General features: G+C 71.8%; 9 protein-coding genes. 4 read left to right on the top strand and 5 right to left on the bottom strand.

The window, feature by feature from the left end:
- Positions 1 to 10: 10 nt before the first annotated feature.
- The 3 genes from AB6L24_RS01585 to AB6L24_RS01575 all read right to left on the bottom strand — a co-directional run bounded on the left by AB6L24_RS01585 (position 11) and on the right by AB6L24_RS01575 (position 4861).
- Positions 11 to 1321, bottom strand: coding sequence for a DUF6271 family protein (locus AB6L24_RS01585; protein WP_405651122.1), 1311 nt, complete (start codon positions 1319 to 1321; stop codon positions 11 to 13).
- Between the two features lie 20 nt (positions 1322 to 1341).
- Positions 1342 to 2367: a phytanoyl-CoA dioxygenase family protein gene (locus AB6L24_RS01580; protein WP_405651120.1), complete on the bottom strand. Its 1026-nt coding sequence runs from the start codon at positions 2365 to 2367 to the stop codon at positions 1342 to 1344.
- A 982-nt stretch (positions 2368 to 3349) separates the two neighbouring features.
- The gene (locus AB6L24_RS01575; protein WP_405651118.1) at positions 3350 to 4861 is read right to left on the bottom strand and encodes a glycoside hydrolase family 3 protein; all 1512 of its coding nucleotides are present in this window, start codon (positions 4859 to 4861) and stop codon (positions 3350 to 3352) included.
- A gap of 403 nt (positions 4862 to 5264) precedes the next feature.
- On the opposite strand from AB6L24_RS01575, the gene AB6L24_RS01570 reads away from it, so the two are divergent.
- From AB6L24_RS01570 to AB6L24_RS01560, 3 genes are all read left to right on the top strand, one after another.
- Positions 5265 to 6593, top strand: a complete 1329-nt coding sequence (locus AB6L24_RS01570) for an aromatic ring-hydroxylating dioxygenase subunit alpha (RefSeq protein ID WP_405651116.1) — start codon at positions 5265 to 5267, stop codon at positions 6591 to 6593.
- Between the two features lie 183 nt (positions 6594 to 6776).
- Entirely contained in the window at positions 6777 to 8234 is a 1458-nt protein-coding gene (locus tag AB6L24_RS01565; RefSeq protein WP_405651113.1) for a hypothetical protein, read from the top strand.
- Between the two features lie 268 nt (positions 8235 to 8502).
- Positions 8503 to 11556 (top strand): family 16 glycoside hydrolase, encoded by a 3054-nt coding sequence (locus AB6L24_RS01560; RefSeq protein WP_405651111.1) that lies wholly within the window; start codon positions 8503 to 8505, stop codon positions 11554 to 11556.
- 126 nt (positions 11557 to 11682) lie between these two features.
- On the opposite strand, the gene thpR is transcribed toward AB6L24_RS01560, so the two are convergent.
- Entirely contained in the window at positions 11683 to 12279 is a 597-nt protein-coding gene (thpR, locus tag AB6L24_RS01555) for an RNA 2',3'-cyclic phosphodiesterase (protein WP_405651109.1), read from the bottom strand.
- A 139-nt stretch (positions 12280 to 12418) separates the two neighbouring features.
- Between thpR and AB6L24_RS01550 the strand changes: the two genes are divergently transcribed.
- A complete protein-coding gene (locus tag AB6L24_RS01550; protein ID WP_405651107.1) occupies positions 12419 to 12880 on the top strand; it encodes an NUDIX domain-containing protein in 462 nt (153 codons plus the stop codon).
- Positions 12881 to 12921: 41 nt separating this feature from the next.
- Here the strand turns inward: AB6L24_RS01550 and AB6L24_RS01545 are convergent, their stop codons facing one another.
- On the bottom strand, positions 12922 to 13638 hold the full coding sequence (locus AB6L24_RS01545) for an NAD(P)-dependent oxidoreductase (RefSeq protein WP_405651105.1): 717 nt from the start codon (positions 13636 to 13638) through the stop codon (positions 12922 to 12924).
- Positions 13639 to 13705 lie beyond the last annotated feature (67 nt).

The raw sequence follows: 13705 nt of genomic DNA, 5'->3' as shown, positions 1-13705 counted from the left end.
CCCTGTTCCGCTACGCGTGCCGTCGGCCGATGCGCGTGGTCCGGCTCGCCCGGACCAGCGCCGCCCAGCCCTCGATGAGCAGCGCGAAGTCCTCCATGTCCTGCCGCGCCTCGTCCAGCAGCCGCCCGCGCCGGGGCACGAGGGTGTCGGCGAACGCGGCGTACTTGCCGCCGAGCTTCCGGTAGGAACGATCGAGGGCGTCGAGCCGCGCCACGTTCTCCGCCGTGTCCAACCGGGTGCTCTCCCGGACGAGTTCGGCGATCCGCGGCACGCGCACCTCGTGGTGCTCGTCGAGCAGCTCCGGCCCGGCCGCCGTCATCGCGGCGTAGACGTGGTTGAGGTACAGCATCGACAGGAAGAACTTCACGAACCGGTTCTGGTACGCGACGAAGCCGGACTCGGTCCTGCGCTCGCCCGTGTAGAAGTTCACGATGTTGCGGTTGTGCACGACCCCGGGCAGCGTGGCGTCGTACACCAGATGCAGCAGGAAGTAGTCGCTGCCGATGGTGTCGGTCGCCGGGGGCAGCGGGACCCGCTCGTGCACTCCGTGGAAGCTGACGTTGCACATGTCGACGCGCATGGGGTCGACGAGGGTCAGTTCGGCGCGGTCGCCCGTGAACGGGTCGTGGCCCGCGCCCCGGAAGGACTCGTCGACCAGTTCCCGTTTCTGTTCCGCGGACCACTCCTGCGGCGCCCACAGGCTGACGACGTCGTGGTAGACCTCGTGGTCGAGGTCGCGCATCTCACTGATGTCCACGGACAGTTCACCGATGAACGACGAGCCCACGAGCACCACGGGCTTGTCGGCGTGCTCCGGGGCGAGGTCGCTCCCGGTGACGCCGCCTGCCGCGTCGGCCGCGCGCTTGCCGAGGGACATCAGCTCGTGGTGGACGGGGTAGACGGGCTCGCCGTTGAGTACCTGGTAGTCGCTGTCGGAGTCCCTGCGGTGCACCGACGCGCAGCCGAGCGCGGCCGCGAGCAGGAACGCCCGGTTGGTGCAGGCGCCGTACGACACGGCGTCGGGCAGCATCAGGTCGAGCAGCAGGTCCTGCTTCACGGCGCCCGCGCCGTCGATCACCTCCCGCAGGAAGGCGCGCTGCTCGTCCTCGCCGAGGTGATGGACCACGATCCCCGCGGCGGCGGGCGCCGTCCGGGCGGCGCGGGCGTGCTCGGCGAAGGTCGCGGGCCCGGAGGAGTCCAGGATCAGTACGTGCACCTCGACGTCGAAGGTGCGGGCCGCGTACTCCGCCTCCTGGAGCAGGGCCACGATCATGGCGGTGCACGCCCTGTTGGTGGGCAGGGTCAGGCAGATCTTGCGCATGGCGGTTCTCCGCTTCACCACTAGGCGTTGTCGGCGTGCCAGGAACTGAGGCCGAGGAGTTTCTCGCCGAGTTCGGTGAGTTCGGCGGTGCCGTAGCGCTGCGACTCGTGCTTCGTGGAGTCGCCGACGAGCGTCGCGTTCCAGTCCGGCGTGGACAGGTTCCGCCAGGACTCGACGCGCGACTTGCGCAGCGTGTGGCTCTCCTCGAGCGCCGGCATCATGGAGAGGTACTGCACGGAGCGGACACCGTTGTCAGAGGTGTTGGGGGCGACCCCGTGCGCCAGCATGCCGTTCCAGATCAGCAGGTCGCCCGCCTTCAACTCGGGCCGCACAACGGGGAATTCGGCGCGGTCGGTGTTGGGGCGGATCGGGTCGCGGTCCGCGGGCTGGTCGAGCTTCCACCGGTCGAACTGCCGGAACAGCTCCGGTGAGCACTGGAATCCGCCCAGTTCCGGCTGGGTGTCGTGGAGCGCGATGATGCCCTGCACCCGCTGCGGAAGGACCCCGCGCGTGGAGTCGACGTCCCAGTGCAGCTCGATGTCGAAGCCCTCGTCGGTGGGCGCGATCAGCGCGCGGTCACGGTTCTTCACGTTCGGCGGGTTGAGGTTGAGCCGGTCGAGGGTCACCCACAGCTCTTCGCAGTCCCACACGTCGACGAACGCGTCGTAGACCCGCTGCGTCTGGCGGCTGTCCCAGATCAGCTGGTGGTGGTACGCCTCCACGAAGCCGTAGATGTAGAGGTCCCGCTCCAGGTCGGTGCTGAACTCCCGCTCCTCGTACCAGGTGTCGGGCCGGGACCGGTCGAGCCCCTGGAACTCCCAGGTGAAGTCGAGCAGACGGCCCGCGGCCTCGGCGGATATCGCCTCCGGGACCACCACGTAGCCGTAGGTCTGCCAGGAGGTGAACTGCTCCTCGGTGAGGACGCGCAGCGGGTGCGTCTTCTTGATCTCGTTCAGCGGGAACTGCGCCAGGTACGTCTCGCCGTCCGAGCTGAAGTACGGGCGGTCCGACGCGGCTCGGTGCAGGAATTCGTACGGGGTGGACATGCGGGGTCCTCCAGGGCTGCTGGGACGCGGTGAAGGGGCACTTGTGGGCACGGCGAAAGGGCAGGAGGGGCCGCGGTCCGGCGGTGTCGCGCATGGGGGGAGGCCTCGCGGGAGGCGGCGACGAGAACGGCCGAGGCGCCGCCGTCGTCGCGGTCCGGGAGCGACACTGCCCGCCGGAGCGGCGAAGGGACCGGGGCGGCACGCGGCGCGACGGACACGGGTGTCCGGTCGCGGGGCGTCGCGGAACGACGTACCCGGGTCGGTCCGGGGTCGGAGTGCGTGCGGGTTCGTTTCCCGCCGGCCGCATGGGGCGCGGTGTGCGGGGGTGGGCGAGAGGGGTGACGGACGGTCGGTGCGGCTGCCGTGGCGTGGGGGTGGTCGGTCCGGGGCCACGGTGGTGGCATGGCGTGCGGATCGCGGCGGCGGATCGCGGGCCGAAGGGTGCTCGGCCGTGGTCCGCCCGGCCGCGCCCTCGGCGAGGTGCGTCCGGGGCGGGCGGCGTGGTGGGAGGAGGGGCAGCGGCGTGGCAGGGCTGCGGGGCACTGTCGTGCCGGTGGCGCGCGGGCGCCGTGGTGCTCGGTGTCGACAGAGCCGGTGGTGCTACCTCCTCGTACTCGACGCCGCTCCCGGGGCAAGAGGCCCGCGGTGGGCGCGCGATGCCGGTCGCCCCGCTGCGCGGTGGGGGCTCGCTCCGGACTCCTGGGTCCGGCGCACACCCTCCCCGGAGTGGACTAGACCAGCTTCGGTTTCCACCAAAGATGGACTAGACCAAGGGCGAAGTCAACCCCCGCCCGAACCGGGTGTGTTGCCGCGTCGATGGCCAGGCGCGCCGCCCGGAAGTGTGCCCTCAAGGGCTGCCCACAAGGGCTTTTCGGGCAGGGCGGGAAGGCGTTTCGGGTGCCCTTTCGGGCGGCTGCGGGGGCGGCCGTGTCGGCGAGTGCGGGGCGGCTCGGGGCGGCCCACCGCCGGGCCGCCCCGGCGCTCAGGAGGCGCCGGCGAGCACCTCGGCGACGGCGATGCCGGAGACCCGCGTGGCGCCGTACGTCGTCACGTGGACCGCGCCGACCTGTTCGCCCGCGGGAACCCCCATCTCCACCACCAGGGCGTCCGGGCGGCGGCGCACCAGGCCCTGGAGCGCCTGGGACATCCACGGGTGCCGGGCCGCGTCACGGACGACGACGATCAGGTCCCGGCCGTTCGCGGGGGCCAGGGCGAGACGGTCGAGGAGGTCGTCCTGGCCGGTCAGTTCGGACTCCGAGATCCGCACGGACGTCGTGCCGGGACGCAGCGCGCGCAGCGGCTCGCCGACGCCCCACGGGGTGGCGCCGTCGACGGCGAGGCTCATGGTGGGGGAGAGCTCGACGACGTGCGGGTCGGCCGCGAGCGGGAGCTCGGCGCCGTTGCCGCTGCGATGCACCCGGACGGCGCGGCGGGCCGCGACCAGGCCGATGTCGGAGGCGTCCGCGTCGGGGTCCGCCTGCCGGGCGAGGGCGGCCGACCAGGTGGCGAACTCGCCCACGCGCGCGGCCGCTTCGGTCAGGCGCTCCTCGGGCAGCGTGCCGTCGAGCACCGCGCGCACCAGGGCGTCGGCGAGGTCGACGGTGGTGGACTCCTCGGCACTCTCGCCGCCGACACACACCGCGTCCACGCCCGCGGCGACGGCCCGGACGGTGGCGCCCGTGATGCCGTACGGGCCGGTCACGGCGCCCATCTCGATGCCGTCGGTGACGACGAGACCGGTGAAGCCGAGCTTCTCGCGCAGCAGGCCGTTGATGATCGGGCCGCTGAGCGTGGCGGGCATCTCGTCGTCGTGGGCCGGGACCAGCATGTGCGCGGTCATGACGGCGCGCACGCCCGCGTCCATCGCGGCGGCGAACGGCGGCAGGGCGGTCCGGGCGATCTCGTCGGCGTCGGCCGTGAACCGCGGCAGGCCGTGGTGGGAGTCGACGTCGGTGTCGCCGTGGCCGGGGAAGTGCTTGGCGCAGGCGGCGACGCCGACGGACTGCAGGCCGCGGATCCAGGCGGCGGTCTGCCGGGCCACCACGTCCGTGCTGGCCCCGAAGGAGCGGACGCCGATGACCGGGTTCATCGCGTTGGAGTTCACGTCGGCGCTGGGCGCGAAGTCCAACGACACGCCGATCGCCCGCAGTTGGCGGCCGATGTCGCGGGCGACCTGCTCGGTGAGCTCGGGGTCGTCGATGGCGCCGAGCGCGAGGTTGCCCGGCCAGGACGCGCCGGTGCGGGCGCCGATGCGGGTGACGTCGCCGGCCTCCTCGTCGATTGCGACGATCAGATCCGGGTTCTCGGCGCGCAGGGCCGCGGTGAGGGCGGCGACCTGCTCGGGGCTCTCGATGTTGCGGCCGAAGAGCACGACGGACGCGAGCCCGTCGGCGATCCGGCGGCGCACCCAGTCCGGGGCGGTGGTGCCCGCGAAGCCCGGTTGGAGCACGGAGTTGGCCAGCCGGGTCAGGCGCGGGTGGCTGTCGCTTGCCATGAGGGACCTCCGGAGGAGCGGGGTGCGGGATCGGCGGATCGGTCGACCGCGGCGAAAGCGGTGCGAACGAGGTGGATATTGGCCTATACCAATCAACCACGTCAAGGAGTCGTTCCATGCCGGTGTGTGCTCAAATGTGCTGCACAGGCAGGGGGTTCGGGGTGATCGCGGAGCGCGGCCGTCCGGTGTTGACCCCCGTCTCCCGCGCCTCAGGCGTCAGTCATTGGCCTAGACCTTTAGGTGAGGGGTGAGTTTACGTCGATTGCCTGTCTCCCGTGCATCGGACATCCGGATTGCCCGGGTCAGCCGAAGGATGTACCCGAAGGTCGTTCAGGCTGTCGATCCCGCTCCGTCGGCCGCGGCGGAGCATGAAAGGAGATCCCGGACTGAAGGCGGTGCCACGATGCTGCACGACGGACTCACCTCCCCGCGCGACGGAGTCTCCTCCTCGCACACTTCCTCGCACACCTCCCCGCACGACTCTCCGCACACCTCCCCGTACGACGGACGTCCCTCCCCGCATCACGGATCCCCGCACGGCGCGCTCCCCGCCCTGCTCGGTGAACTGGCCCGGCTCGCCGAGCTGCCCCTGGAGCGCGGCGAGACCTTGCCCGCCCGGGCGTACACCAGCGAGGACTTCCACGAGTGGGAGAAGGACCGCATCTTCGGCAGTGACTGGATCTGCGTCGGCCATGTCTCACAGGTCGCCGCGCCCGGTGACTATCTGCGCACGGACGACCTCGGCCGGCCCCTGGTCGTCACCCGCGACGAGAACGGCGACCTGCACGCCCTGTCGAGGGTGTGCCGTCACCGCTTCATGGACGTCCTGCCGCCCGAGACGACCCCGGACCAGGGCTCGCTCAAACGCCTCACGTGTCCGTACCACACCTGGACGTACCGCCTGAACGGCGAGTTCGCGGGACAGCTCGCGGGCGCGCCCCTGATGAACAAGGTCGAGTTCGACCGCGCCGCCTGCCGCCTTCCCCAGTACCGCCTGGAGGTCTGGCACGGCCTGTTGATGGTCAGCGCGGACCCGGACGCGGCCCCGCTCGCCCCGCAGCTGAGCGCGCTCGAAGCCACGGTGGCGCCCTACCGGATCGAGGACCTGGTCGTCGGCTTCACGGCCCGCTGGGACGGCGTCCCCGCGAACTGGAAGGTTGCGTTCGAGAACGGTTCGGAGAACTACCACCACATGGGTTCGCACGCCGACACCCTGGAGCGGATCCTCCCCGGCAAGGACACCGTCGTCGACGAGTGCGAGGGGCGCGGGTTCAGCATGTACACCCCGTTCGCCCCCGACATGGAGATCCCGCAGGGACCGGACGGCATGGACCTGGTCGGCACCCTCATTCCCGGGCTCGGCATGCGCCAGCTCTCCGGCATGACGGTCGCGGGCGTCTTCCCGAACATGGCGATGGCCCTGATGCCCGACAGCGTGGCGTTCGCGCGCTGGATCCCGAGGGGCCCGGGCGCCCATGACGCGGTCTTCACCGTCCTGGTCCCCGCGGAGGCCAAGCAGCGGCCCGGCTACGACGCCTATGTGGAGGCGTCCCGGCAGCAGTTCGAGGTGATCCAGGCGGAGGACGTGGTGGCGGTGCGCGGGGTGCAGCGCGGCCTCGCCACCGACCCGGCGCCGTCGGGGGGTCGCTTCTCGCATCTGGAGCGTCCGCTGTGGCAGTTCCAGCGGTATCTGGCGGAGCGCATGGCGGGAGTGGGGGCCGGGACGTCCTGAGCGGGAGGTGAGGTCTCGGGCGGACGGCCGCGGAGATCAATATGAACGCAATCCCCGAGCCCTCGTACGCCACTTCACCGGTGCCTAGCATCGAGCCCTCCGCGCGAGGGCCGCGCCTGGAGGCCCGGGGAAGGACGACTCATGGGCAACTGGCTGACCGCACGACGACCACGCCGTGCACGCATGTCCCACCGGCGGGGGCACGCCGCCGCCCTCGCCGGTGGCATCGCCGTGGTCCTCACGGCGGGCCTCGCGGGACCCGCACCCGCCACCGCGGCCGACCCCACTTTTCCCCGCCCCGCGGCCGACCCCACAGGTCCCCGCCCCACGGACTGCCCGGAGAGCGTGGGCGCGAAGGCCGCCTGCTACACCGGCCGGGACGGCAACGGCGCGTACTACACCATCGCCGTCCCCCGGAACTGGAACGGCTCACTGGTCCTGCACGCCCACGGCGGCCCCGACCTCGGCTCCCGGTCCGACCCGCAGCGCAGCGTGGACGACCTCGACCGCTGGTCGGTGATGGTGGCCGAGGGGTACGCCTGGGCGGGCTCCTCCTACCGCCGGGGCGGCTACGGCACGCGCATGGCGGCCGCGGACACCGAGAACCTGCGCAAGCTGTTCGTGCGCGAGTTCCAGAAGCCGCGGAAGACCTACCTGCACGGCCAGTCCTGGGGAGGTGACGTCGCCGCCAAGGCCGTCGAGACCTACGGCTCGCGCGGCGGACGGCCCTACGACGGCGCGCTGCTCACCAACGGCGTCCTCGGCGGCGGCTCGCGCGGCTACGACTACCGCGTGGACCTGCGCGTCGTCTACCAGTACTACTGTCAGAACCACCCCCGGCCGTCCGAACCCCCGTACCCGCTGTGGAGCGGCCTGCCGAAGGACTCCACGATGACCGGCGCCGACCTGGAGGCCCGGCTCCAGGAGTGCACCGGTCTGGGTTCGGCGCCCGCCGACCGCACGGCCCGACAGGAGCGCAACCTCGACGACATCCTCGCCGTCACCCGGATCCCGGAACGCTCCCTGGAATCCCATCTGAAGTTCGCGACCTTCACCTTCCGCGACATCGTCGACAAGCGGCTCGGCGGCCGCAACCCCTTCAGCAACAAGGGCGTGCGCTACACCGGCTCGCACGACGACAAGGCCCTCAACGCCGGGGTGCGGCGGTTCTCGGCCGACCCCGCCGCGGCCCGCGACCTGTCGTACGACAGCGACCTCACGGGCAAGGTCGCGATCCCCGTGCTGACGCTGCACGCGATCGACGACCCGACGGCCTTCGTCGAGCACGAGGCGGCCTACCGCGCCTCGCTGCGCGGAGCGGGCCGGGACCGGCATCTGGTGCAGACGTTCACACGGGAGGGCGAGCACAGCGGGCTGAGCGCGGCCGAGTACGCCAACTCCCTTGCCGCGCTGGACACCTGGGTGCGCGAGGGCAGGAAGCCCACCCCGGCGTCCGTGGCCGCGTCCTGCCCGGCCTTCGACGCGACGTACGGCACGGGCTGCTTCTACGACCCCCGCTTCGTGCCGGGGGAGTACGCGTCACGGGTGCGGGCCCGCCCCGGCGGTCACTCCTGGCCCGCGATGACGGCGGCGCAGGAGCGGAGTTGGGGGCGGATCCCGGGCGTGGGCATCGCTCCCTGACCGCAGGGCCGGTGACCTCTGCGTGCCCGGTGGGGCGGGGGAGGCCGTGCCCCGCCCCACCGGTTCCACGGGCCGCGCTTTGTCCTCCCGCGAGAAAAAGTTGTGTTCCTTGTCGCGCAAGGGGTTCCGGGTTCGATGAAAGCTGACTAGCGTCCCGCCCCAAGTCACCCGCACGCGCCCGGAGCCCCGGTGGCGCCGGATGCCCCACCCCGCGCGCAGGTGGCCGGAACGCCAGGTCCCTTCGCCTCATCACCTGCCGGGAGCAGCAATGAGCGCACGGTCGTACCGAAGATTCCGTACTCGCTTGAGCTTATTGGCCGTCGGATCCCTCTTCGCCGGACTCACCGGGGCCACGGGAGTCACCGGAGCCGCCTGGGCGGCCCCCGCGCAGGCCCCGGCCGCCCCCGCCGCCGACGACGATCCGAGCCCCTTCGTCGAACTCCCGCCCCAGGAGCCAGGGGTCACCCAGCGCGTCTACGACATGCAGCAGCCCCTGAACAAGCTGTGTGAGCTCAAGCCCGGCCAGACCCCGAACGTCGACGAGCTGAAGCCGGTCGTCGACTGGAAGGAGGCCGCGGACTTCGGCGGCCTCGCCGACAACTTCGTCTCGCACACCATCGCCAACCTGAACGTCCCGCAGGACGGCACCTACACCTTCCGTCTCACCAGCGACGACGGCTCCCGGCTGCTGATCGACAACAAGCGGGTCATCGACCACGACGGCCAGCACGGTCCGAGCCCCAAGGACGGCACGGTCGAGCTGACGGCCGGGTACCACGCCCTGCTCATCGAGCACTTCGAGGCGGGCGGCGAACAGCAGGTCACGCTCTCCTGGAAGCCGCCGGGCGCCGGTGACCTCACGGTCGTGCCGAACTCGGTCCTGAGCACCGACAAGGGTGTCGTGCGCGTCACGGCGCCGGGCCGCAAGGAGTGCGCGGGCTCCACGGAGACGCCGGGCGACGGCCTGCCGCTGAACGGCGTCCACCCCGACTACCGGCTCACCGACCTCAGGCCGAAGGGCTTCGAGCCGCAGGTCTCCGCGATGGACTGGCTGCCCGACGGCCGCCTCGCCGTGGCCACGTGGGGCGGCACCGACAACACCAAGGGCGAGGTCTACCTCCTCGACAACGTCACCGGCAGCACCGGCCCCGAGAAGGTGACCACCAAGAAGGTCGCCGAGGGCCTGAAGGAGCCGATGGGCCTCAAGTACGTCGACGGCTCCCTCTACGTCTCCCAGAAACACGAGCTGACCCGGCTGAAGGACGACGACGGCGACGACGTCACGGACGCCTACGAGACCGTCGCCACCTGGCCGTTCGGCAAGAACTTCCACGAGTTCGCCTTCGGCCTGCTCTATCGGGACGGCTTCTTCTATCTGAACCTGTCCGTCGCCATCAACCTCGGCGGCGCCACCACCGACCCGCAGCCCGCGAAGAACCGGGGCACCACCATCAAGGTCAACCGCGCGACCGGCGAGGTCTCCTACGTCGCGGGCGGCCTGCGCACCCCCAACGGCATCGGCTGGGGACCCGACGGCGACCTGTTCGCCACCGACAACCAGGGCGGCTGGCTGCCGTCGTCGAAGCTCCTGCACGTCAAGCAGGGCCGTTTCTTCAACCATCACACCAACCCCGACGGGCCGTTCGACGACAAGCCCGTCACACGGCCCGTGCTGTGGCTGCCGCAGAACGAGATCGGTAACTCGCCGAGCAATCCGATCCTCCTGAAGGAGGGCACCTTCGCGGGCCAGTTGCTCTTCGGCGACGTCACCTACGGCGGCGTGCAGCGGGCGTCCCTGGAGAAGGTCGGCGGCGAGTACCAGGGCGCGGTCTTCCGCTTCACCCAGGGCCTGGAGGCCGGGGTCAACCGGATCAGCACGGGCCCCGACGGCGCGCTGTACGCGGGTGGTCTGGGCGCCGGCGGCAACTGGGGCCAGCCGGGCAAGCTCAAGCACGGCCTGCAGAAGCTGACGCCCCAGGGCGACGACGCCTTCGACATCAAGGCCATGCGCGCCACCCGGACCGGATTCGAGATGGAGTACACCAAGCCGGTGTCCCAGGCGACGGCCGAGAAACTCGCCGCCCGCTACCAGGTCGCGCAGTGGCGCTACGTTCCGACCGCTGCCTACGGCGGCCCCAAGGTGGACGAGGAGACCCTGCCGGTGCGCGCGGCGACGCTGTCGTCCGACCGCAAGAAGGTCACCCTGGAGATCCCGGGCCTGAAGTCCGACCGGGTCGTCCATGTGCGCTCGCCCCGCCCCTTCACCGCCGAGGGCGGCAAGGGCCTGTGGTCCACCGAGGCGTGGTACACCCTGAACCGCATCCCCGGCGTGAAGCCTGCCCCGCAAACCCTGTACGAGGCGGAGGAGGCCCGGCTCGACGGCGGCGCCAGGACGAACAACAACCACGGCGCGTACTCCGGCAGCGGCTTCGTCGACGGCTACGGCACCAAGGGCGCCGCCACCACCTTCGACGTCCGGGCGAAGAAGGCGGGCACCTATGACGTCGGCCTGCGCTACGCCAACGGCCCGTATCCGGAGGCGGGGACGAAGACCTTGAGCGTCCACGTCAACGGCGAGAAGGTGCGGCAGGTGAAGCTGCACTCCACCGGCACCTGGGACAAGTGGTCCACGCGGACCGAGCGCCTGAAGCTGCGGGCGGGCGCCAACACCATCTCGTACCGCCATGACGAGGGCGACACCGGGCATCTGAACCTCGATCTCCTGTCCGTCCACCCGCAGGGCGCCAGGACCACCCTCTTCGACGGCGCCGACCGCTCGCCCTGGCAGCACACCGACGGCCGCACCCCGCAGTGGCCGCTCGTCGGGGACCGCGCGATGGAGGTCTGCTGCGGGGACATCCGCACCAAGCAGGCGTTCCAGGACTTCAAGCTGCACGTCGAGTTCTGGCTGCCGAAGCTGCCGCCGGACGTGACCGGCCAGGACCGCGCGAACAGCGGCGTCTACCTCCAGGAGCGCTACGAGATCCAGATCCTCGACTCCCACGGCGACGACTCCCCGGCCGACGACGAGGCCGGCGCGATCTACAAGAAGAAGGCACCTGACACCAACGCGGCGAAGCCACCGGAGAGTTGGCAGACGTACGACATCACCTTCCGTGCCGCCCGCTTCGACGACAGCGGCAAGAAGACGGAGGACGCGCGCGTCACCCTGGTGTGGAACGGCGTGAAGGTCCACGACAACGTGGCGATCGACGGACCGACGGGAGCGGGGGATCCCGAGGGCCCGACGGCGGGCGCCATCCGGCTGCAGGACCACGCGAACGCGGTGCGGTACCGGAACATCTCGGTACAGCCGCTGTAGGCCTCGCGGTCGAGGCGAGCCCGGTGGCGGGATCGGTCGTGGCGGCCGATCGCGCCACCGGGTTCGTCGCGTCCCACGACTGGACACGGCGGCCGAGTCGGCCCACGCCCGGCATCCGCCGACGGGCTAACCGGCGTGGCGGTCCTCGCCGTCGAAGCTCCAGGCGTCGACGTCCCGGTAGCGGATGGGGCCGGGACCGCGCCCGAAGTTGCTGGCGACCAGGTGGAGGCGCTCGGTCTGCCAGGGGCGGCCGGTGAAGCCGCTCAGCCCGGCGGCGGCCTCGACCGCGCACGACGGCGTGTCGCGGCGGGCCCGGGCCAGCGTCAGATGGGGCCGCAGCGGCCGCTCCGCGAAGTGGATGCCGCACTCCTTGACCACGGCACGCACGTCGGCGGCGAGCAGCCGCAGCTCGTCGAGGTCGCCCCCGATGCCGCTCCACAGCACCCGCTCGTCGAAGTGCCCGCCCCCGCGCAGCGCCAGGGTGAGCGGGCGGCGGGCCGCCGCGAGGTCCGCAAGGGGCGGCCGCAGCACCGGAATCGCCGCGGGCGGGACCTCGCCGAGGAACGCCAGGGTGATGTGCCAGTCCTCGATGCGGTTCCAGCGCATCCGCGGGTGCGCGCGGTAGGCGGGGCCGAGCTCCCTGGCCAGTTCCTGCTTCGCGTCGTCGGGCGGGGAGAGCGCGATGAACACACGCACGGTCTCGGGTCGAATCTCTTCGTTCACAGGGAGTTCGTACCGCACCCGGGTGACGCGACGGCCGTCGGCCCTGCCCTGAGGCCTGAGCGGGCCGCGTCCCGCCCCGCTCCGGCGCCGACGCGGGCGTAGGGTCCGATGCCATGCAGCCCCCACCCCACCCGCCGTCATGACCGGCCGCCGCAGCGCCGGACTGCTCCTCTACCGCCGCCCGGGCCCGGCGCCCGAGGTGCTCGTCGGCCACATGGGCGGACCGTTCTGGGCGCGCCGCGACCAGGCGGCCTGGTCGATCCCGAAAGGTGAGTACGGCGACGACGAGGAGCCGTTGGCCGCGGCGGTGCGCGAGTTCGAGGAGGAGCTGGGACTGCCCGCCCCCGCCGGGCCCTACCTGCCGCTCGGTGAGGTGCGGCAGGCGGGCGGCAAGACCGTGACCGTCTGGGCCGTCGAGGCCGACCTCGATCCGGAGGCGGTGGTCCCGGGCACGTTCCGGACGGAGTGGCCGCGCGGGTCGGGCCGCGTCCAGGAGTTCCCGGAGCTGGACCGGGTGGCGTGGCTGCCGCTGGAGCGGGCCGGGGAGAAGCTCGTGGCGGGGCAGCGGGTGTTCCTGGAGAGGCTGGCCGCGCAGTGGTGACGGACGGCCTGGCTCAGGCGGGGTGTCGGACAGGCCCCGGCCTAGGCGGGGTCGCGGGTGTCCCCGGCGTGGGCGAGGGCGCTGGGCGTGAGGCGGCCGACGATCGCCGGGGCCTCCTGGACGAGGGCGTCGTCGGTGAGCGCCTCGACCATGAACAGGGCGAAGTCCACCCGGCGGGTCAGATCGCTGGCCAGTACCGGGTCGCCGACGTGCCGGCTCCACACGGGCAGACCCTGGCTCCCGCCCTCCTCGAGGGAGCTGCCGCGCACCACGGTCCACCGGGTGTCGCTGGCGAACACCCGGCGGCACGCCTCCACTTGGTCGTCGATCTCGACGGCGCGCACGAGCTTGCCGAGGAAAGCGGCGACCCGGACGCCCAGCGTGAACTTCCGTGAGTACCGGTCCTTGCCGTCGCGCGTGATGTGCCAGCCGCAGGAGAAGACCAGGCGCGCACCCGGCCGCGCGTGGTCGAGGACCGCCTGCGCCGTCCCCGACGCGTACTGCCGCACACCCCAGGGCACGAGGACCGTCAGGACCCCGTCGCATCCGGCGACCGCACGCCGGATCACCTCCGGGTCGTTCGTGGGCCCGGGGACGACGGTGATGCGGTCCTCCAGCGCGGCCAGCTTCGGCACGCTGCGCTCCCGGCACACGCCGACCACCTCGTAGCCGCGCTCCAGCGCGTGCCGGACCATGTACTGGCCGAGCTTTCCCGAAGCCCCGATGACGCAGACCTTCTTCACGTGATCCGTACCCATGGCCCAGCCCCTCGCCGGAATGCGTACCTTATGTTGTAAGGCAAGCTAGCCTTATGCTGTAAGGCGG

The organism is Streptomyces sp. RK9 (assembly GCF_045070545.1).
In the GTDB taxonomy this organism is placed as follows: domain Bacteria; phylum Actinomycetota; class Actinomycetes; order Streptomycetales; family Streptomycetaceae; genus Streptomyces; species Streptomyces alboflavus.
Note: the sequence above shows the minus strand (reverse complement) of the source record. Positions and strands in the feature narration are given on the sequence as shown.

Coding starts and splice junctions, on each gene's coding strand:
- AB6L24_RS01560 (WP_405651111.1), top strand. CDS start 8,503: ATGAGCGCACGGTCGTACCGAAGATTCCGTACTCGCTTGAGCTTATTG.
- AB6L24_RS01575 (WP_405651118.1), bottom strand. CDS start 4,861: ATGGCAAGCGACAGCCACCCGCGCCTGACCCGGCTGGCCAACTCCGTG.
- AB6L24_RS01545 (WP_405651105.1), bottom strand. CDS start 13,638: ATGGGTACGGATCACGTGAAGAAGGTCTGCGTCATCGGGGCTTCGGGA.
- AB6L24_RS01585 (WP_405651122.1), bottom strand. CDS start 1,321: ATGCGCAAGATCTGCCTGACCCTGCCCACCAACAGGGCGTGCACCGCC.
- AB6L24_RS01580 (WP_405651120.1), bottom strand. CDS start 2,367: ATGTCCACCCCGTACGAATTCCTGCACCGAGCCGCGTCGGACCGCCCG.
- AB6L24_RS01550 (WP_405651107.1), top strand. CDS start 12,419: ATGACCGGCCGCCGCAGCGCCGGACTGCTCCTCTACCGCCGCCCGGGC.
- AB6L24_RS01570 (WP_405651116.1), top strand. CDS start 5,265: ATGCTGCACGACGGACTCACCTCCCCGCGCGACGGAGTCTCCTCCTCG.
- AB6L24_RS01565 (WP_405651113.1), top strand. CDS start 6,777: ATGTCCCACCGGCGGGGGCACGCCGCCGCCCTCGCCGGTGGCATCGCC.